This is a genomic window from Bradyrhizobium sp. UBA2491 (assembly GCF_002341725.1).
In the GTDB taxonomy this organism is placed as follows: domain Bacteria; phylum Pseudomonadota; class Alphaproteobacteria; order Rhizobiales; family Xanthobacteraceae; genus Bradyrhizobium.
Genome location: NZ_DDOP01000081.1, coordinates 183,936 through 203,682, shown reverse-complemented (window position 1 = coordinate 203,682; position 19,747 = coordinate 183,936). Strand labels below are relative to the sequence as shown.

At 64.9% G+C, this 19,747-nt stretch carries 19 protein-coding genes; 1 reads left to right on the top strand and 18 read right to left on the bottom strand.

The genetic code is table 11. From position 1 onward, the window contains the following. Window positions 1–132: 132 nt before the first annotated feature. Genes B2W55_RS28940 through B2W55_RS28920 form a run of 5 tightly spaced genes read right to left on the bottom strand, consistent with a single transcriptional unit; the run spans window position 133 to window position 5,404 of the window. Window positions 133–561, bottom strand: coding sequence for a phasin family protein (locus B2W55_RS28940; protein WP_024578860.1), 429 nt, complete (start codon window positions 559–561; stop codon window positions 133–135). Window positions 562–577: 16 nt separating this feature from the next. Next, window positions 578–1,528: a poly(3-hydroxyalkanoate) depolymerase gene (phaZ, locus tag B2W55_RS28935; protein ID WP_024578859.1), complete on the bottom strand. Its 951-nt coding sequence runs from the start codon at window positions 1,526–1,528 to the stop codon at window positions 578–580. After that, window positions 1,521–3,221: an alpha/beta fold hydrolase gene (locus B2W55_RS28930; protein ID WP_024578858.1), complete on the bottom strand. Its 1,701-nt coding sequence runs from the start codon at window positions 3,219–3,221 to the stop codon at window positions 1,521–1,523. Before B2W55_RS28930 ends, phaZ begins: the two co-directional genes overlap by 8 nt. Window positions 3,222–3,226: 5 nt before the next feature. Next, entirely contained in the window at window positions 3,227–3,709 is a 483-nt protein-coding gene (locus tag B2W55_RS28925; protein ID WP_024578857.1) for a MaoC family dehydratase, read from the bottom strand. A 42-nt stretch (window positions 3,710–3,751) separates the two neighbouring features. Continuing rightward, window positions 3,752–5,404, bottom strand: coding sequence for a fatty acid--CoA ligase (locus tag B2W55_RS28920; protein WP_024578856.1), 1,653 nt, complete (start codon window positions 5,402–5,404; stop codon window positions 3,752–3,754). Window positions 5,405–5,777: 373 nt separating this feature from the next. On the opposite strand from B2W55_RS28920, the gene B2W55_RS28915 reads away from it, so the two are divergent. Continuing rightward, window positions 5,778–6,836, top strand: coding sequence for an AraC family transcriptional regulator (locus B2W55_RS28915; RefSeq protein WP_024578855.1), 1,059 nt, complete (start codon window positions 5,778–5,780; stop codon window positions 6,834–6,836). Window positions 6,837–6,869: 33 nt separating this feature from the next. On the opposite strand, the gene B2W55_RS28910 is transcribed toward B2W55_RS28915, so the two are convergent. The 13 genes from B2W55_RS28910 to B2W55_RS28850 all read right to left on the bottom strand — a co-directional run bounded on the left by B2W55_RS28910 (window position 6,870) and on the right by B2W55_RS28850 (window position 19,503). Next, window positions 6,870–7,046: a hypothetical protein gene (locus B2W55_RS28910; RefSeq protein ID WP_311538750.1), complete on the bottom strand. Its 177-nt coding sequence runs from the start codon at window positions 7,044–7,046 to the stop codon at window positions 6,870–6,872. Window positions 7,047–7,160: 114 nt separating this feature from the next. Further along, on the bottom strand, window positions 7,161–7,583 hold the full coding sequence (locus B2W55_RS28905; protein ID WP_024578853.1) for a hypothetical protein: 423 nt from the start codon (window positions 7,581–7,583) through the stop codon (window positions 7,161–7,163). A 97-nt stretch (window positions 7,584–7,680) separates the two neighbouring features. Then, window positions 7,681–8,586, bottom strand: a complete 906-nt coding sequence (locus B2W55_RS28900) for a lytic transglycosylase domain-containing protein (protein ID WP_024578852.1) — start codon at window positions 8,584–8,586, stop codon at window positions 7,681–7,683. Between the two features lie 37 nt (window positions 8,587–8,623). Continuing rightward, window positions 8,624–9,157, bottom strand: coding sequence for a YbjN domain-containing protein (locus B2W55_RS28895; protein ID WP_024578851.1), 534 nt, complete (start codon window positions 9,155–9,157; stop codon window positions 8,624–8,626). Between the two features lie 13 nt (window positions 9,158–9,170). Continuing rightward, window positions 9,171–10,214: a peptidylprolyl isomerase gene (locus B2W55_RS28890; protein WP_024578850.1), complete on the bottom strand. Its 1,044-nt coding sequence runs from the start codon at window positions 10,212–10,214 to the stop codon at window positions 9,171–9,173. After that, window positions 10,211–10,804, bottom strand: a complete 594-nt coding sequence (locus B2W55_RS28885; RefSeq protein ID WP_024578849.1) for a hypothetical protein — start codon at window positions 10,802–10,804, stop codon at window positions 10,211–10,213. Before B2W55_RS28885 ends, B2W55_RS28890 begins: the two co-directional genes overlap by 4 nt. 2 nt (window positions 10,805–10,806) lie before the next feature. Then, complete coding sequence (locus B2W55_RS28880) at window positions 10,807–12,660, bottom strand: putative porin (RefSeq protein ID WP_024578848.1); 1,854 nt, start codon at window positions 12,658–12,660, stop codon at window positions 10,807–10,809. Window positions 12,661–12,723: 63 nt separating this feature from the next. Next, the gene (locus tag B2W55_RS28875; RefSeq protein WP_024578847.1) at window positions 12,724–13,533 is read right to left on the bottom strand and encodes a TonB C-terminal domain-containing protein; all 810 of its coding nucleotides are present in this window, start codon (window positions 13,531–13,533) and stop codon (window positions 12,724–12,726) included. Further along, on the bottom strand, window positions 13,530–14,042 hold the full coding sequence (locus B2W55_RS28870; protein ID WP_024578846.1) for a hypothetical protein: 513 nt from the start codon (window positions 14,040–14,042) through the stop codon (window positions 13,530–13,532). The genes B2W55_RS28875 and B2W55_RS28870 overlap by 4 nt, the downstream gene beginning before the upstream one ends. Before the next feature lie 20 nt (window positions 14,043–14,062). After that, complete coding sequence (locus B2W55_RS28865; protein WP_024578845.1) at window positions 14,063–14,467, bottom strand: ExbD/TolR family protein; 405 nt, start codon at window positions 14,465–14,467, stop codon at window positions 14,063–14,065. A 5-nt stretch (window positions 14,468–14,472) separates the two neighbouring features. Further along, a complete protein-coding gene (locus B2W55_RS28860; protein WP_029878763.1) occupies window positions 14,473–16,491 on the bottom strand; it encodes a DUF2341 domain-containing protein in 2,019 nt (672 codons plus the stop codon). A gap of 5 nt (window positions 16,492–16,496) precedes the next feature. Continuing rightward, window positions 16,497–18,179 (bottom strand): ShlB/FhaC/HecB family hemolysin secretion/activation protein, encoded by a 1,683-nt coding sequence (locus B2W55_RS28855; protein WP_024578843.1) that lies wholly within the window; start codon window positions 18,177–18,179, stop codon window positions 16,497–16,499. A gap of 340 nt (window positions 18,180–18,519) precedes the next feature. After that, on the bottom strand, window positions 18,520–19,503 hold the full coding sequence (locus tag B2W55_RS28850) for a FecR family protein (RefSeq protein ID WP_024578842.1): 984 nt from the start codon (window positions 19,501–19,503) through the stop codon (window positions 18,520–18,522). Between the last annotated feature and the right edge of the window lie 244 nt (window positions 19,504–19,747).

Genomic DNA, 19,747 nt, shown 5'->3' with positions numbered 1-19,747 from the left:
GATCCACATCATCACGAGCCACCCGGCCGGCGCGAAGCGCCGCCGGATGACAGGCGCTGCGAAACAATCCATCGTTGTCGTCCGCGCGAATTGATGGATTGCTTCGTCGCTGTGGCGTCCGGGCGGACGGTCTCAAGCCGACTTGTTCGGACGCGCGCTGGCGCGAAGTTCCTCGAAGCTTTCCTTCATGCGGTCCTGGATGATCTTGACCGCATCCGTGGTCGACTGTCGCGCGGTCGACGCGCTGTCCTGAGCGCCCTTCACGGCGATATCGAACACCTTGCGCGCGAACTCGGTCTGCAAGGCGAGGTTCTCATGGACCTTGCCGAGCGGCTTGTATTCGCGCGCCAGCGTCGCGGCCTCGCGCAAGCCGGCCTCCATCACCTCACGCTGCTTCTGCGCCACGGTCTGCGCGCCTTGCGCCGCTACTTTCGCGCTCTGGCCGAGCGCCTCGAGATTCTTCTTCTGGGTCTGCAGCAATTCGTCCACGTTCAGCTTCGGCAAGCCGAGATCACTGCCGAACTTCCGCAGCATATCGATGTATGAGCTGTTATCCGTCATGATGTCCTCCCTGTGGTTACGACTTCTGGCGTCCGTCTCCGGATGTTGGAACGAGATCCCTCAGGTAGCTAGTGGTGCGTGCAAGCAGCGATGCCGGCACGACCTCGCGGCCTTCGTCGGCGAGAAACGCCTCGATCAGGCGAGCGGTTTCCGCCGGCCGCGTCACCATGAACAGATGCCCGTCGTCGATCATGTGCAGCTCGGCGTTCGGGATCAGGCTGGCCATGATGTGACCGTTGATCGGCGGCACCAACGGGTCGTCGCTGCCCATCAGGATCAGCGTCGGCTGCGGCAGCGACCATAGCCACGGCAGGCTGGTCCAGCCGGTCATCGCCAGCAACTGATAGAAGTAACCGAGGCTGCGCGCGCCGTGCATCGCAGCCGCATGCCGGCCGATCAATGACGGATCGTCGCGAAACGCGCCGCCATAGATGTCGGCGGCGATGCTCTTCATATAGCCCTTGTCGGTGTAGCGGCGCGGCGTCGCCATCTTCCACAGCACCGAGGGGCTCGCGGGCACCATGATGAAACCGGGCGCGGTCGCCGCCAGCACCAGCCGGCGGCAGCGCTTCGGGAATTGATGCGCGAATTGCTGCGCGATGCCGCCGCCCCAGGACACGCCGGCGACGTCGATCTCGGCGTAACCCAGCTCGGCGGCGAGTTCGGCGGCAAGCCGCGCCAGCGTCGACGGGCGATACGGCCACGCCGGCTTCGGCGATCCGCCGACGCCGGGCACGTCGAAGATGATGGCGGTGGTGCCAGTGAGCGCTTCGAGGAACGGCCTTGCCAGCTCCCAATTGGCGCCGATCCCGTTGAACAGCAGGAGCGGCGGCCCCTTGCCGTCGCCATGCCGGATCGCGACCTGAAGCGGCTGACCGTCGATCGTGATCTGCCGCGCCTCGATCGCGCCACGCATGGCGGCAGCAGCGGGCTCGGCCTTGTCGGCGCTGGTGAGGTCCTCAGTCAAAGACGTAGGTCCCCGGAGCCGGGCCGAGGCTCGGATGGCGCGCACTGCCGAGCGTCGCAGGCGGCGGCACTTCGTCGCCCGAGCGCGCGTACAGCCAGTCGCGCCAGTCGAGCCACCAGCTTCCCTTGCGCTTCTCGGCCGTGGCCATGAAGTCGTCGGGCTTGCCCGCGCCGACCGGGCCGATCATGAAGGAGGCCTTCGGATTGCTCGGCGGGTTGAGCAGGCTCTGGAGATGCCCACTGTTCGACAGCACGAAGGTGGTGCCTTCGCCCATGATCTGCGCGGTCTTGTAGACGCCCTTCCACGGCGTGATGTGATCGGTGACGCCGGCCACGACATAGCTGTCGGCCTTGACCTTGCTCATGTCGATGGTCTTGTCGTTGAGCGTCAGCTTGCCGGGGTTCAGGAACGGGTTGGTGAAGTAGAGATCGAGGTAGTCGCCATGCAGCGCCGCCGGCAGGCGGGTCGTGTCGGCGTTCCAATACAGGATGTCGAAGGCCGGCGGCTGGTTGCCGAGCAGATAGTTGTTGACCCAGTAATTCCAGATCAGGTCGTTCGGCCGCATCCAGGCGAACATCCGCGCCAGATCGTGGCCGTCGACGATGCCGCGCAGCTTGGAGGATTCCTTCGCCAGGCGCATGGTCTCGGGTGTCATCAGGCAGCCGAGCGTCGTCTCCTCGGCCGCATTGGGATCGAGCAGGCAGACCGCCAGCACGAGATTCCTGATCTTCTTCTCGGCCGCGCTGCCGAGCGTCGCGAAATAGGCCGTCGACGTGATGCCGCCGGAGCAGGAGCCCATCATCGAGATGTCCTCGCTGCCGGTGATCTCGCGCGCGGCATCGACCGCCTCGTCGAGCGCCGCGACATAGGTGTCGAGCCCCCAATCGCGATTGGCTGCGGTCGGATTGCGCCAGCTCACCGCGAAGGTCTGGATGCCGCTTTCGAGCAGGAAGCGGATCATGCTCTTGTCCGGCGACAGATCGAGCGCGTAGTACTTGTTGATCTGCGGCGGCGTGATCACGAGCGGCCGCTTCCTGACTGTCGGCGTCGTCGGGGTATACTGGATCAGCTCCAGCAACTCGTTGCGGAAGATCACCGCGCCCGGCGTCGTCGCCAGGTTCTCGCCGACCTTGAACGCGGTCGTGTCCACCATCGACGGCATGCCGCGATTGCGCGCGAGATCGTCGAAATAGTTCTTCAGCCCGCTCCACAGGCTTTGCCCGCCGGTATCGAGGAATTTGCGTACCGCCGCCGGATTGGTGAACATCGTGTTGGTCGGCGCCACCGCGTCGATCAGGATCTCCGTGATCAGGTGCGCGCGCTGCTTGTCGATATCGCTGAGGCTCGTCTTGTCGACCAGGCCATTGACCGTCTCACCCCACGCCAGATAGGCCTTGAGCAGCCCGCTATGCAGCGAGCTCTCCTTCCAGGCCGGGTCCGCGAACCGCCGGTCGCCCGGCTTCGGCGCTCGCTCGGATTTTCCGGCAAGTATCGAGCCCATCTCGCTGACAAAGGACAGCCATTGCTCGGTTGCGACCTTGGGTTCGTTGATCACGGCCTTGAACAGGATGCTCGCGCTGTCGACGAGGTCCTGGCCGCGGATCCCGACCAGCGGATTGAGCGCCAGCGTGTTTCGCGATGCGGCCTCGGAGAGGTCGGCCGTCGGTTCAGGAGTCCGATTGTCCGTAGCCATGACTGTCATGCTCCCTTGGCAACAACCTTGGCAGGAATCAGGAGCGCCAGCGTTTCGGCGATCAGGGCTGGCTTCTCGGATCCCTCGACCTCCAGCGTGTTCTGGGTCTTCATGATCAGCTGGCCGGCTTCCTTCGGCTCCACCCCTGCGAGCGTCACGCGCAGCCTCACCCGCGCACCGACCGGCACCGGCGCGAGGAAACGGACCTTGTCGATGCCGTAATTCAATCCAGCGGCGGCATCACGCGGGATGATGCCGACCTCCATCGCGAGCGGCGCCACCATCGCGAGCGTCAGATAGCCATGCGCGATCGGACCGCGGAACGGGCTCTCGCGCTTGGCCCGCTCGACGTCGACATGAATCCACTGGTGATCGCCGGTGCAGGACGCAAAGGTGTCGATGCGCTGCTGGTCGATCACGACCCAGTCGGAAACCCCGAGCTCGCGTCCGACATGCGTACCCAGGTCGGCCATTGTGAGGCTGCTCATCCTGTCGTCCTCCTTGATTTTTTCTCGGGCTTGCGCGCGCCGTCACATGTCGCCGTATTGCTCGCGCAGCTCCTTCTTGTTGATCTTTCCGACGCTGGTCTTGGGAATGCTGTCGATGAACAGGATGGTCCCGGGGATGCCGTATTTCGAGATCACGCCCTGGTCGGCGAACTGCTTGAGATGATCCTTGATCGCAGCGTCGGTGAGGCCGTCGGCGCCGGACGGCTTCTTGACCACGAGCGCGAGCGGCCGCTCGCCCCATTTGTCGTCCTTGACGCCGATCACGGCGGCTTCCGCCACACCGGCGCATTGCGAGATCAGGTCCTCGATCTGTAGCGAGGACACCCATTCGCCGCCGGTCTTGATCACGTCCTTGATCCGGTCGGTGATATGGACGTGGCCGCCCGGACTGATGACCGCGATATCGCTGGTGTGCAGATAGCCGCCGGCCCAGAGCTGCTCCGAGCCCTCGGGATTGTTGTAATAGCCCTGGGTGAGCCATGGCGCGCGAATCACGATCTCGCCGGCGGACTTGCCGTCATGCGGGATGTCCTTCATGTCGGGATCGACGATGCGCAGATCGACCAGCGGGCCGGCGATGCCGGCGCGGGTGCGAAATTCGACCTCGCCGTCGGGATCGCCGCTGAGGTCCCTGGAGCTGACGTGCGACACCGCGGCGAGCGGCCCGGTCTCCGACATGCCATAACCCGCGAAGATGTCGATGCCGGCCGCGAGCGCCTGCTTGGCCAGCGCCTTGGGCAGCGCCGAGCCGCCGATCACCATCTTCAACCCGTGCAGATCGACCTTGGCCGCGGCGGCTGCGTTGAGCAGCATCTGCAAGATGGTCGGCACGCCGTGGGTAAAGGTGACGCCCTCGCTCTTGATCAGCTTGACCAGCATCGCCGGCTCGTAGCGGCCGGGATAGACCTGCTTGGTACCGGCCAGCGTCGCCGACCAAGGGAAGCCCCAGGCGTGGACGTGGAACATCGGCGTGATCGGCATGTAGACGTCGTCGCGCGAGAAGCGGCCTTGCGAGCCCGCCATGCCGAACAGCGCCAGTCCCGCGATCGAATGCAGCACCAGCTGGCGGTGGCTGTAAAAGACCCCCTTGGGCAGCCCGGTCGTGCCGGTCGTGTAGAAGGTGGTGGCCTGGGTGTTCTCGTCGAAATCCGGGAAGTCGTAATCCGGCGAGGCCGCAGCGAGCAGGCTTTCATACTCGCCGACGAAGGACAGACTGCCGGTCTGCGGTGCCGGCCGGTCCGACATCACGATCATCCGCTTCACATTCGGGAGCTGTCCCTTCATGCCTTCGAGCAGTCCGACGAATTCGTCGTTGACGAGCAGCGTCGACGCCCCGGCGTGATTGATCGTGTAGGCGATCTGCTCGAGCGACAGCCGGACGTTCACCGTTTGCAGCACCGCCGCCATCATCGGGATCGCGAAGAAAGCCTCCAGAAAGCGATGGCTGTCCCATTCGAGCACGCCGACGGTGTCGCCGGGCTCGACGCCGGCCTTGCTGAGCGCGGACGCCAGGCGTCCGATCCGCTCCCTGGTCTGGCGGTAGGTGAAGCGCTTGAGATCGCGGTAGACGATCTCCTGGTCCGGCGCCTGCACACGCGGCGTGTGCCAGAGCTGCTTGAAGATGAGCGGATATTGATAGGCGGATTTGGCAGTCTGAATCAGTCTCCCAACCATGGAAGCCCTCCCTCGACTTTCGTTTCCTCCGGCCGTCGCAACGTCCGCGTTTCTTGAACGAGCGGATCGTCTGGTCTGCCGTCTCGCGTCGCGACGGTCATACCGCGTGACATTATGCCCAAGCGTCGCGTGACGCCCGAGATTTGTGAAGGTCCGAAACGGACATCGAACGGGTCTGAACTGGACAGGCTTGCTCTCGGCGAACGGCAACAGCCAGCTGCCGAACGGATCTCCTCACCCGCTCCCCTTTGCTGCTGCGCAACATGGACGACCCATTGATAAGCCTTGGGTTGTGGCGCGAACCGGCTATGTTCCAAGGAGCTGGCGATTGCTTCCGCACAGAAGGAAAGGCTGCTTCACTTTGCAACCAACCATGCGACTGAAGAAGCCTGCGGGCTCCCGCAACGATATCCTGACCGTCGGCAGCAGCGACAAGGTGTATGAGGCGACCAAGCTTGGCGCGGTCTTCGACATGCTTGCCGGTGCCGGCATCGCGGCCGAAGCGATCCTGCGCGGCACGAACATTCCGTTGGCCGACGTCCATTCACCGCAGGCGCGGATTTCGCTGACCCAGTTGATGACCGTCTGCCAGAACGCGTTGCGGCTGTCGACCGACCGTCATCTGCCCTATCGCATCGGCGCGTCGATCCACATCTCGACATACGGAATGTACGGCTATGCGCTGCTGTGCTGTCCGGACTTCCGCAAGGCGATGGAATTCGCGATGCGCTACCACGCGCTCGCTGCGCCGCTCGCCGCCATCGACTTCAGCGAGGACAAGGCCCATGCGCGATGGACCATCGAGCCTAACCTGCACGCGCTTGCCGATTCCGCGCTCTATCGTTTCGTCGCCGAGATGCAGATCGGCATCCACATCTCGCTGATGCGCGACATCATGGGACCGGGCTTCGCCCCCAGCGAGATCACGCTCGCCTATCCGCAGGCGCCGGACTTCGATCTTCCGCTCGATCATGTCGGATGCCCGGTGCGCTTCGATCGGCCGGCCAACCAGATCGTCTTCAAGGCGCAATGGCTGGATCGGAGCGCGGATCTCGGCAACAAGACGACCTATCCGACCATCGTGGCGCTCTGCGACGACCTGCTCGGAGACCTGAAATTGCGGACCGGCGTTGCCGGACGGATTCGTGCCATCCTGCTCGGCGACATCGCCAATCCTCCGACCTTCGAGGCGATCGCGAAAATGCTCGGCGTGAACGACCGGTCATTACGGCGCCAGCTTCGCCAGCAGGGCTTCTCGTTTCGCGGGCTGCATGACGAGTTGCGAACCCAGATCGCGCTGAAATATCTCCGCAACACCGCGCTCGCCAACGAGGATATCGCATTGGCCCTCGGCTTCAGCGATGCCGCCAATTTCAGGCGCGCGTTTCATCGCTGGACCAACAAGGCACCGAGCGACATCCGCGGCGAATGATCGCAGACACCGACGAGCAGGTCGCCCAGGACGTCAGTAAGCGTAGGACGTCTTGCCCGGCTGCACGGTCAGCCGGAAGGCTACATCGGTCGAGCCATCCATCAGCTCGATGATGTTGTCACACACCAGGCATCGAAACTCGCCCGCGACGCCGCCCTTCGACGTCAGTTCGATCCGGCGATAGCCGGCCTGGCAATGGGGGCACGTCACGTCGGATTTTCGCATCGAATCAGCAAGCCGTTAGTTTCGCTATTTTCCCACGTGCCCATCGTCAGAAATGTGACGGCATCTCGATCGCTCGGACAATCAACGCCATCTTACCCATCATCGGTGCGTGTAAACCGGCGTTGGCGGGCGATAGGGAAACGCCGAGACCCCGAAGTTGCGGCCATACTGCTGCTGCACTGCCGGGATGTTGACCACGCCGACCTTGAGGTCCTGCGACTTCGCGTCGATCGGCGGCGTGTTGGTCACCGGCGGATTGACCTGATCGACCTGTTTTCTGAGCCGCTCGTTGATGCAGCCAAGCGAGGCCGCATCGCCGCAACGCTCACCGGGCCCGCTGCCGCTACCTCTTGCCGCAGCCCGACCGCTGCTGCCGCCGGTGTCGCGGTTGAGGTTGACCGTGGGCGGCGGCGCGCCGACGATGATTTCCGGCAACGGCGTGTGCTGAGGTTGCGGCGTCTGCGCCAGCGCCGGCATCGCCGACAACCCGGCCATCGTGATCGCCAACATCAATGCTTTCATCGGTACTGCTCCTTGCAGAACCAGAGCTGCTTCAAACGATAGGAAGTCGAGGGAGGATATCAAGGCAACGACATCGATTGCGGCGATGGACCGCTTGCTATTTGCCTCCCCGGGCCTGGATCACAAGCGCGTTCAGCCGGGTGTTGAGCGCAACGAGATCGACACGCCCGATGCGTCCACCACCGCCGAGGCATTTGCGGCCGCATCCGCCGCCTCCTCCACCGCCACCGCTGCGCCCGGGCTCACCGAAGGTCGCGACCGGCACGGTTCCGGTGACCCGGAAACCGCGGGCAAACAGCCGGGCGCGCACCGCGACGCAATAATTCACCGACAGATAGGAGAAGCGGGTCTCGCCATGACCCGCGCGGTATTTCATGACCGCGGTGCAGAGGTCGCCGCCGGCAAGGCGCCACGCCCGCGCCAGATACATGACACCGAAGTGAATGTTGTTCTCGGGAATCGCAAGCTCGGCAAGCGAGCCGGAGAAGCCGAGCATGCGCGCGGTCGACGGCAACAACTGCATCAGCCCGATTTCGCCGACGCCACCGATCACGTCGGGATTGTAGCCGCTCTCCACCCCCATCACGGCCTCGGCGATCTCAGGCGCGAGCCCGGTCCCGGCTGCCTCCTTTTCGATCAGCGCGCGATAGCGCATGCGCGCATCCGAAACCGCGGGCTGGCTCACGGGCGGTGGCGGCAGGTTCTTCCCGCCGGCATCCTTCGCAGCATCCTTGGCAGCATCCTTTGCCGCTGCGGACGGCTTCGTTGCCGCCTCGGCCGGCGGCTTTGCCGCGGCGTCGGCAGCAGGCTCTCCCTGGTCGACGGCGGCGAAGCGCGTGCTGAACGCCGGCGCCGCTTCCTCCGCTCGGGCGGTCTGCGCCAGGCCAAGCGCAAGCGCGAGACAGCCCGCTGCGATGAAGCTGCCTCGGCGACGAGCAGGATCGAGCTGCTTCCGCCATCGGCCGAAGCAGCTCGCCTTCATCGAGGAGGCAGCGTCATTCATGGGTTGCTTGCGGTCCTGGTCGTCGCGCCGTCACGACTTACTGGATGGTGGGAACGGCTCCCGCCTCCGAGGCGTGCTCGCGTGCCGGCTGCTGCGCCGGTGCGGCGGGCTGCGGGGCAGCGGCGGCCGCGCCGTTGCGGGCAGCGAGCTTCGGCAGCTCCTCGCGCAGATAGGCGATCAGCTCCTGTACCAGCCGGTCCCAGATCTCGATCTGCGCCCGCACGAAGTTCGGCGCCACGCCGCCGGCGACCGAGACATCGAGGCAGAACACCAGGAACGGGTGGCTGAGCTGCAACCGGCCGAACCGCCGCGTCGCGTTCCAGCGATTGACGAGGTCGAGCGGCAGTTCACCCTGCACCTGGAGCGTGGTGACCAGCGTCGCGTCGACAAAGCCCTGTTCCTCGCCGATCAGCTGGTTGCCCGGCCGGATCTCGAAGCCCAGCCCCGCCGTCGCCGAACGCAGATAGGTCGTGTTGGCGACCGGATCGGTCAGCGTTTCGACGCGATAGCCGACGTTCTGGAAGCTGTCGCGCAGCTCTTCGATCGTGAGCCTGGTAATGATATCGGACATCTTGGTCTCCACTTTACTTCTTCGACGCGTCGAGCAGGCTCGACAGTGCCAGCTCGTTGAGGACAGGCGGATGCTGCTTCAGCAGCTCGCCAAGATAGGCGCGTCGCATCATGGTCGAGCGCTCGGAGCGGATCTGCTGCACCAGCTGGTCGCGCACCTCCGGCAGGGTGCGGGTGTAGGATGCCTTGGTGTCGATCAGCTTGATGATGTGCCAGCCGTCGTCGAGCTTGATCGGCTCGGACACGCTGTTCTTGGCGAGCCCCATCACCTGGCTGCGGATCTCCGGACGGATCTGGGTTTCCGCGACCCAGCCGAGGTCGCCGGCGTCCTTGGCGGCGTTGTTGTCACCGCGCGCGATCGCCGCGAAGTCGGCTCCCGGCGCCCTCAGCTTGCGCTGCACGTCGTCGAGCTCCTGCTTCGCCTTGTCCTCGGCGGCCTTGTCGCCTTCCTTCGGCGCAGCGATGAAGATCTGCGCCAACTGGAATTGCCGCGGCATCAGGAATGCGGCGCGATTGGCCTCATAGACCTTCTGCAGATCGTCTTCGCTCGGGAAGTTCGCCGGCGGCGTCGACACCGATTGCAGATAGAGCTCAACCACCGCGCTCTCGCGGGCCCGCTCGAGCTGCGCCGCGACGCTGGGCTGCTGATCCCATTTCTTCGCCACCGCCTCCTGCAGCACGAGGCGGTTGGCAAGCAGCAGGCGGACCGCCTGGCTGAGCATCGCCGGATCCTTGGCCAGCGCCGCCTGCTCGCGCGGGGCAAGCGCTGCGACATAGCTGCGGAGGTCGTCGGCCGAGATATTGGTGTCGCCGACCCGCGCGATGACGTTCTCGGGAGCGGTGACAGGTTTCGGGGTGGCCGCGACCGGGGCGACCGGCGTGGCGGCGGCTTGCGCCTGGGCCGCGGGCTGGGGCTGCGGCTTCCTGACGGGCGCCTGTACCGTGCGTGGCGCGGGAGCCTGCGCTTGCGCCGACGCATCGAGCGGCACGACGAAGGCCGCAACGGCAGCGGCCAGGCCGATCGACCGGAGCGGCTTCATGTGAAGAGCGGTCGTCATGGGTTCACCTTCTGATCGAGGAATTTGTCGGTGCTTTCCTGCAGCTGGTTCTGGATCTCGACCCGGCGCTGCTGAATCATCGGCTCGCGCGAGACCACGATCTCGCCGATCGTCAGGTCCTTGTAGCGCTGCACCATCTCCTTGCCGGCCTTGACCAGCTGGGTGTTCTTGGCGATGCAGCTCTTGGTGCTGGCCTTGTAGGCGGTCGCCTCACCTTCGAACTTGGCGCGCTCGGCGTCCTTGCTGCGGGCGACGGTGGCCGCCTCCTCATACGCCGACTTCCACTTCTCCAGCGTCTCATCGCGTTCGGCGAGCCGTTGGTTGAACTCGTCGACCGCGTCGCGGTGTTCCTTGTCAGCCTTCTTGAGCTGGGCCTTGAGGTCGTCGACCTCCTTCTTGGCCGCCGCCTTTTCGCGATCGGCGTCGGCCACCTTGGCTTGCAGGGCCGTGCGCTGGTCTTCCAGCGCGCGGGTCTGCGCGGTCGCGCTGCGCAGGGCGTCGCGCAGGCGGTCGGTCTCGGACTGGGCGAAGGCGGTGCCGGAGCTCAACGCTCCCAGCAACATCGTCAGGACAATCAGTGCGATGCGCATGGTCAGAACTTCGCGTTGAGGTCGACTTGCAGGACGTCGACGGCGTAGGGGTTACCGGCGATGCTGTTGGCGCTCATCCAGCGCAGGGTCGCCCAGACATTCTCGCCGAGACCGACATTGCCGCCGACGAAATAGCCCTTGAGGTTGGTGCCGCCGAGGCCGAAGTCGGAGTCTGCAAATGCGTCGATGGTGGCGTCGGACTCCAGGTATTTGTAGCCGGCGTGGACGTTCCAATCCCAGAGATGCTTGATCTCCTTGTTGCCGACGGTGACGCGGCCGAGCCAGCCCTGATTGCCGCCGTTGAACGCACCTGGCGTAGTGCCGCCGTCCGGACTCGGCCCGCGGTTGTTGATCGCCGCAACGTTCATGAGGGAACGGCTGAACGCGGTGTTGTTGACGTACTCGCCGTCGAGCACGATGTGGGTCGGGTGGAATTGTCCGAGATCGAGCTGCGCGCTGACCACCACCGGGCGATACTGGCCGACCAATCCGAAATACTGATACTTGAAGTTCTGGCCGCCATTGTTGCCGGTTCCGACCGGGTCGGGAATGATGTTGCGCAGCGCGAAGTAGCTGTTGCCCTTCTGCGCGAACGACGGTCGGGTCAGGTCGGTATTGCAGACATCGCCCGACAGCTCGACGATGCAGGGACTGGAAAGCTGCCCCTGCACATTGTCGAAGTCGTAGTAGGCGACGCCGAACCGGAATGTATATTCCGGACTAAACCGCGCATTGAAGCCGACCTGACCTCCGAACAGCCACTTGTCGTGGCTGGCGAACTTGGTTGGCGGATTCGTCAGATTGATTCCGGCGTTGAAATCGGTGTTGTAGATCGGAAATGCACCGCCCACTGCGAAGGGCGTGAAGCCTTCCCACACCTCGTGCTTGGCCTGCACGGCGAAACCATCGAAGCCGAGTTCGCGGTACCAGACCAGATCGGTCGGCGACCAGAACGGATTGTCGAAGCGGCCCGCTGACAAGGCCAGATCACCATTCCAGCCCTGCCAGTTGATGTAGCCGCGGTCGAGCCAGACGCCATATTTCGAGAAGTTGCCACCGCCGGTACCAAACGTCTGGTTGGTCGACACCGGCGAGTTGTTTTCGCCGGTCGCGATGCGCAAGCCCGCGGTGAATCCGTACAGCAGGTCCGCTTCCATGCCGAGCCGGCCGCGAAGCCGGAACTGGTTCCGATCCTGCGTGGCGTCATAGGTGGGCGCACCATACGGGTTCGTGATCTGCGAAAGATCGTACGGCGAGCCGGTATTGATGGCGTTGAAGTTGATGGCTCCGCCCTGGTCGTTGCCACCGGGGAAATAGTTGCCCTGATAGCGCACGCGCGCATCGCCGTAGAAGCGGATGCGCTGCGCCCACTCCGGATAGGTTCCGGGCGACGCCCAGTTTTCCTTCTGTGCCTTGGCCATCACCTCCTGCTTAATCTCTTCCCGTAACTGTCTTTTGACGACTTCGGGAACGTAGGTGACGTGCCGGGTGCCGGGCGGCTGCGCCGCCGCGGCGGCCGCGGTCGCGGCCTTGGTGGCGTCGTCGGCCTTGGCGGTGGCGTCCTTGGCGGCCTGGCGGGAAACATAGGCCTCGTCCTCGGCCTGCTTGATCAGCGCCTGGGCCTGGTCCTCCTTGAGGACGCCCTGCTGGACCAGCAGATTGACGAGGTTGACGGTGGCGTTCGACGATGTCGGCTTGGTGCTCGACACTTTCGGTTTCCTGGCATCGGTCTGCTTTGCGGCGGCGGGCGCCTGATCCGCAGTCTGGCCCACGGCCGGCGTTGCGCAGGCAAGCGCGCCCAGCGACACCGCAAGCGGCAACGCGCGCCATTCTGCGTGAGCTCGTTTCTTAAACATCAGTCCCCCAGTTCTCACTCGCACTTTGAAATTCGCAGGTTGGTCGTTCGTAGGTCGGTCTTGTCAGCTCGGCCGGCGCGCGGTGACGCGCGTGACCACCGGCATCGGCATGTCCTTGGGTGGCGGCTCGCGCAGCGTCAGGCTGCCGATCACCTCGTTGCGCAACGCCGCGTCGACCTCGGCATTGCCGGACGACGGCGTCAGCACGACGCGGGAGATGTGGCCGGAGCTGTCGACCCACAGCCGCACCTGGATCTGCGTCGCCATGTTGCGCGTCTTCGGATTGGCCCGGATCGCAGCCTCGATCTGCGAGGTGATGATCGTGGCGTACCAGCCGAACCGGCTGCCCCCACCGCCGCCACCGCCATACGGACTGCCGCCGGGCTTGCCGCCGAGATTGAACAAATCGCCGGGGCCGGTCGGCTTCGCATCAAGCGACAGCGGCCCGGGCGGCTCGTCGTTCTTGGCATCCTTGGCCGGCTCGTCCTTCGGCTTGTCGACCGGCTTCTCTTCCTTGAACTCGGGCTCCGCCATCTTGGGCTGCTCGATCATCTTCTGCTCGGGCTGCGGCTGCGGCGGTGGAGGTGGAGGCGGCGGCGGCAGCGTCACATTGACGATGGTGAGATCGCGCACCTGACGCGGCGGCGGCATATCGTCGTGACCGAGAAGGAAATAGATGATGCCGCTGAGGAACAGCGCGGCGACCACCACGACCGCGCCGTAACGCAGCAGCGCGGTGCGCTCGCTTTTCCGTGCCGCAGCCTTGCGAACCGGGACCGGCGGCGGTGCTGCCGCTGCTGCGGCAACGTGATCTTCGGCGGCCGGCGTGGCGCGCGCGGCCTGCGCATTCTGGTCTCGCATCGGCGCATTCATGGCGCGGCCTCCGTCGAGCCACGGTCGGTCAGCTTCTCGTTGACGTATTGGGTGACGAAGCTGGCGAGCGCGTCGAAATCCGTGGTCTTCAGGATGACCTTGGTGTCCGGGCCCGCCTCGATCGCGGCCTGAAAGGTGCCGATCTCGCTCAGATAGTCGACATAGGCCGCCGCATCGATCGAGAGCCGGACCCATGGAGATCGCGAGATCGTCAGCAGCAACACATCGTCGGCGGGTTGCCGGCGGGCGACATGCCGGCGCAGCACGTCCGCGAGCTTGACCAGCAGGGCCTCGCCATGGACGGGAAACGGCAGCACCTCGCCACGTGTTTGCTCACCGAGTTCGGAGCTGGGCAACCCGACGCCGGAGCCGGCCGGAAGCGACGCCGGCGCGACGGGCTCCAGGTCTGCGGCATCGCCACCCGGATCGAATGATCGCATCACGTCGCTCAGCCACGACCGCAGCGTCCTGCGCTCGGTCAGTGGGAAAGGTGATGGCTGCGTGATCATGGCGGCGCTTCCGGGCTGGCTCACTTCACGAGCGGCTTGGTGGCGAGCCCGACCTGGCTCAGGCCGATGCGGCTGAGCAGATCGAACACGTCCATCACGCTCTGGTACTGCGCCTGCGCGTCGCCGCGCAGCACCACGGGGAATTCGGGCGTCAGGGCCTTCTGCTGCACCAGCCGCTGCTCGAGCTCGGGCAGCGTCACCGGAATGGTGTCGAGGAAGATCTTGCCGTCGTTGGCGACCGTGATCGCCTTGGTGGTCTGGGTCGCAAGGCTCGGCGCCGCCGAGGCCTTCGGCAGGTTGACTTTCTGTCCCTGCACGGTCGCCGTCGTCATGATGATGAAGATCACCAGCAGCACGTAGGCGAGGTCCAACATCGGCGTGATGTTGATGTCGTCATAGGGTTTTGAATCGGCCTGGATCTGCATCGCAATTACTCCGCGGCGATGCGGTGTTCGATCGGGTCCGGCCGGTCGGCGGAATAGAATTCCGCCATCTTGGTCACGAACTCGTCGACGAAGACCTGAATGTCGTTGGTCAGGTCCTTGATCCGGGAGATCAGGTAGTTGTAGCCGAACAGCGCCGGGATCGCGACGCCGAGACCGGCGACGGTCGCCACCAGCGCCGCCGCGATGCCGGGCGCGATCGCATTGACGTTGACGTCGCCGCTCGCCGCGATCGCTGCGAAGGTGATCATGACGCCGACCACGGTGCCGAGCAGGCCGAGGAACGGTCCGCCGGAGATCGCGATCGTCAGCACCACCATCAGGCGGTTGAGCCGCTGCATCTCCTTGACGACGCCGCTATCGAGCGCCGCGCGGATCGCCGCGATCGAAACTGCCGACAGCACCGGCGCGCGCTGCGAGTTGCTGAAGCGATGGCGAATCTCGGCCGCGCCGATGTGATAGATGCGGTAGAGCGAGGACGAGCGCATCATCTTGGCATCGGCCTCGGTGAGGCGTCCGCCGAGCGTCGAGACGTCATCGGCATCGCCGCGATCCAACATGGTGAGATCGGCGGCGATCTCGCGGAAGCCCTTCATGAACTGGGCATTCGCCTTGGCCTGCTTGTTGAGATACGAGGCCTTGTCGATCATCACCACCCAGCTGATCACGGCCATGATCAGAAGGATGCCGATCACCACCCAGCCGTCGAGCGTCACCGACTTCAGGATCACCGCGAAGTAGCCGGACAACCAGCTTGCGGTCTCCTCGTCGACGCTGAAGGACATCAGCTTGCCCTGGTCGGGGCCCTGCCCGATCGCCGCGATCTTGATGAAGCCGACCGGCCGCGCGACCTTGCTGATCTCGAGCTCGTCGATGTCGCCGACGAAACCGGCCATCGCCGCAGCGGGCGCCGGTGCCGGCGTTGCCGCCGCATCCGGCGTCGCCGCGGGCGCGGCGCCACCGTCCGCAGCCGACGCATCAGGGGGCACTGACGGTGTTGCTGCGGACGGGGCCGTCGCAGGCGCGATCGGAGAAGCGCTGGAGGTCGACGAGTCTCCTCCGATCAGGCCAACGGTATTGAGAGCCGGCAGGCTCGCGCTCAGCGCGGCATAGGATGCGCCGTCCAGATAGAGCGTGACCTGACCGTTTGCCGCAACCACGGCGACATGATGCCAGCTGCCGGCCGCCACCGGTGCACCGGCGGTGGAGCGCTGCACCGAGCCCGCATTGGTGACCTCGACGAACGGGCTGCCGTTGTCGACACCGATCACCAGCGCGTTGGCGCCGTCGCGCCGGCTGAACAGCGCGGCATTGGGCTGCAGCGCGGATGGCTTGATCCAGGCCGACCAGGTCAGCGCGGCGCCGTCCGGCGATGCGAGCGACGGCGAGGCCGGCATCGTCACCGGGGCACGGCCATCGAGCCGCAAGCCGGTGCCGATCAGCGAACCGTCCGCGGGCTGGCCAACGCTCTGGGCGTTATTGGCCCACACCGAGGAATCGATCGCCGGCGTGCCGCGCTCGTTGAAGTGATAGACCGTCAGCGTATCCGGGTCGTAGGTCCCCTTGGGATCGCTGGTCGCGAGCGCTTTCTTGTTGCCGTAGTAGAGCCAGATATCGGTCCGCGCACCCGGCGCCAGGTTCGGCACCGCAACCCAGACCAGGCCCTCGCCAAGCAGCGAGTCGAACTTTTCGATGTGATGCTTCAGCGGCGTCTTGTCATCGCCGGCGACGAAGCGGAGATCGCTGCCGTCGTCCTTGGCCGAGCTGAAGCGGAAGTTCCCGACATGCAGCCGGACCAGCACCGGCGTCGCGCCGATCGGATCGGTGACGTTGGCGCCCGACGCGCTGGCATCGACCGTGATCTTCTTGCGCAGCGACCATTCGTCGTTCCACCAGGCGTTCGCCGGTGCGAGCGACGTCACCAGCGCGACGAGCCCGAACAACAATGCCGTCGCGATATTCGCGATGCCGCGGCGCAGCGCGCGCCGCTCGAAAGAGAAGCCCATCCCCATCAGAATTCACCCCAGATTCGGAAGTTCACGCGCGGACTGTTGGCGTGCGTGTATGCTTGAGTAACGCCCGGCACCGAGAACGCGACCATGCCGTTGAAATATTCGAGCGTCTTGAAACGCGTGCCGACGCCGTAGCTCCATGCGACGAACGACGACTGCTGCCCCACGAGCGGCTGCTGAATCGCCGTATAGCCACCGTCCATGAAGGCGAAGAAACGCCAGTCGTTGAAGGTGGTGAAACGCGGCTTGCCCTCGCCGGTCTCGCTCTTCAGCTCGTTCTGCAGCATGCCGCCGACATTGGGGGTGCGCAGCTCGAGGTTGGCGACCGCGCCGTTGTCGCCGAGCGCCTCGGATTCGAGATAGCCGCGCACGGTATCGAGACCGCCGAGGCTGAACTGCTCGCTCGAGACCAGCGGACCGTCGGCAATCTGCCCCTGCACCTTGCCGTAGAGCTGGAAACCTTCCGGCAGTTCCTGGGTATGCGAGACGTCGAGGTTGAGGTGGGTGAAGCTCGGCGACGCCTTGTAGCGCTTGGCGTCGAACTCGTCCCACGGGCTGCTCAGCGTCCGGATGTTGTAGGTGATGCCGGCATTGAACTGCGTCGTGAACTTGTCGTTCTGGAACGTCGCACCATAGGTCGCGACGAAAGGATAGTACGTGACGGGCGACGAGAAACCGTCGGTGCCGAGTTTCACGGTCTGGTCGAAATGTTTGTAGTCCATGCCGACCGACAGCGTGTGGAACAGGCCCTCGCGGGTCGGCAGCGTGATCACGGCCCGTTCGCCGATGATCATGCCGGGACCGACCACGTTGGTACCGCCGATCGTCGCGACATTGCTGTTCGACTTCACGCTGTAGAACAGCAAATTGAGCCAATCGGCGTTGGGCACGCGCGCCATATACGAGCCGGAGAAAACCTCGGCATCGCTCGGACGCTCCGGCGCGACCTGATAGGTGAAACTCAGGGAGTGGCCGAGCTGCCACAGATCGTCGTAGTGGACGGTGGCCGAGACGCGGCTCGCCGTGGTGGACGGCGATTGCCGGTTGTTCACTTCGAGGCTGGCGTGGATCGGCGCCTTGTCCTCGACATTGAGATCGACGTCGACGGTGCCGGGCGCCACGCCGGCACGCAATGCCGGCGTCACGCGGCGATCGGGCCACTGGTTGAGCGAGACGATGTCCTTGGTGACATCGGTGAAATTGGGAACGGTGCCTTCCTTCAGCGAAGGCGCGCTGTCCTTGATCCGGTCGAGGTCGAAGTAACGCGAGTTCTTGACCCGCAGCCGTCCGACCTTCAGTTCCGTCACCTTGAGGGTGACCACGCCGCCGGTGACATTCTGCTGCGGGACCGCGACGCTGACGGTCTGGTAGCCCTTGTCGTGATACGCCTTCTCCAGCGCGGCGCGCGCCTTCTCGACATCCTCCGAGGTCTTGCCCGGACCGAGGAACGGATAGATGGCCTCCTCGATCTCGACCTGGGGCAGCTTGTCGGCGCCCTGCACCGCGAAGTCGTCGATGTCGAAGCGCTGCAACGGCGCCGCCGGCTTCTGCGCCGGCGCATTCGCCTGGGCCGGCTGCTTGCCGGGCGCCGGCGCTGCGGCCGGCGCCGCGGAATCCTTCGCCGCGCGCGCCGGAACGACCGCCGCGACAGAACCAGCCACGGAGAGCACGGCGGCCGACATGCAGAACCCGACCCGGCGCCGTTGACGACGCCCAAAAAACAAATGATCTCTTCGACTACGCACAGACGTCCCACTTACTTCGTGCAGACGCGCGCCATCGCGACAGGAAGATCGCGATAGCGGCGCCTTACTCAGAAGACGTCTGGGCGCGAGCAAACCCGCAAAAGATTCTGCGGCATCGCGGAAGAAATTTTTTGTTTGTTAGGAGTTCGAGCGGCGCGGCGCGGATTCGTTCGATTGGAGCGCCGTTTCGATTGAAACGAGATCGAGACCCCAGATCTTTCTTTGGCGTATTTTCTTCATGCGAACGGGTATCCGCTTCGCGCGAAGACGCTCCAGCTCAGCTCATCAGCACCACACCGCCGGGCAGCGACGTGATGCGCGCGCCGAACAGTTGCTCGACCTGGGCGACGAAATTGTCCAGCTTGTCGACCTGGAATGTGCCGTTGACGAGCCGGCGCTTCAGCTCGGCATTGGTAATGATGATCTTCCCGGCGCGGTACCGGTTCACTTCGTCCACTACGCTTGCCAATGGCCGGTCGCGGAAGATCAACAATCCGGTCTGCCAGGCGGCGACCTGCTTGGCATCGACCGGAAGCGAGGCTTGCAGTCCGGCGGGCGAGTAGCTGACCTGTTCGGCCTTGCGAAGCTGTACCGACCGGCCGCCCTGCTCGACGGTGACGATACCGTCGAGGCATGTCACCGAAACGACACCGTCGAGGCAGCGCGCGTTGAAGTCGGCCTGCAACGCACTGATACGGCCGTCGCGCGCCAGCATCACCAGCGGCGTCGTCGACGACCTTCGGGCGATCACCGAGGCCTCACCCGAGATCAGCTCGACCCGGGTTTCGTTCGGCGAGGGCCGCAGCGCAAGGCTGGTCTGGGTATTCAGTTCGACCGATATGTCGGGCGTCAGCATCACCTTGCGCTGCTCGCCTTTTCCGGTGCGGTAGTCGGCCGAGAGTTCGTCGATCGACGGCCACATATCGAGAGGCGGCCGGATCATCAAGTATCCGGCGGCGGCAGCAATCGCGCCGCCCAACACCATGCGGCGTGTCAAGAACCGTGACCGCCGCTGCGGCAATGCCACGACGGCATCCGTTGCGGCCTGTTCCTCGGCAAGCTCCTTGGCCGCGGCGCCGGCGCTGCGGAACAGCCGGGCTGCGCTCCTGAACGCCTCCTCATGGTCCGGACTTTGCGCGCGCCAGCGCTGCAATGCGTCGATATCGGCACGCGTCGGCGAACCGGTCTTCAGCCGAACGACCCAGTCAAGCGCCTCGTCCAGCAATGGATCGGGCCCGGATGTGCGAGGCGGCTCGGTCACGACGGATTGCTCATCACCCTGCTCGCCAAACCCCAACCTCCCGATCGCGCCGAGCCCATAGCGAAGCTCGCTGTATAGACGATTCCGGAGGCAGCCGGGCACCGCAATCGGCCGTTGCGCACAACGCAGGCAGAAACATCCGGCAATCGCGGCTTGAGCCGCATCGCACGCGAAAGCGCGGCGCGACGATCGCGCGCCCGGTCGATTGCATACAGACCTGCGATCAAGCGGCTCAACACTTCCA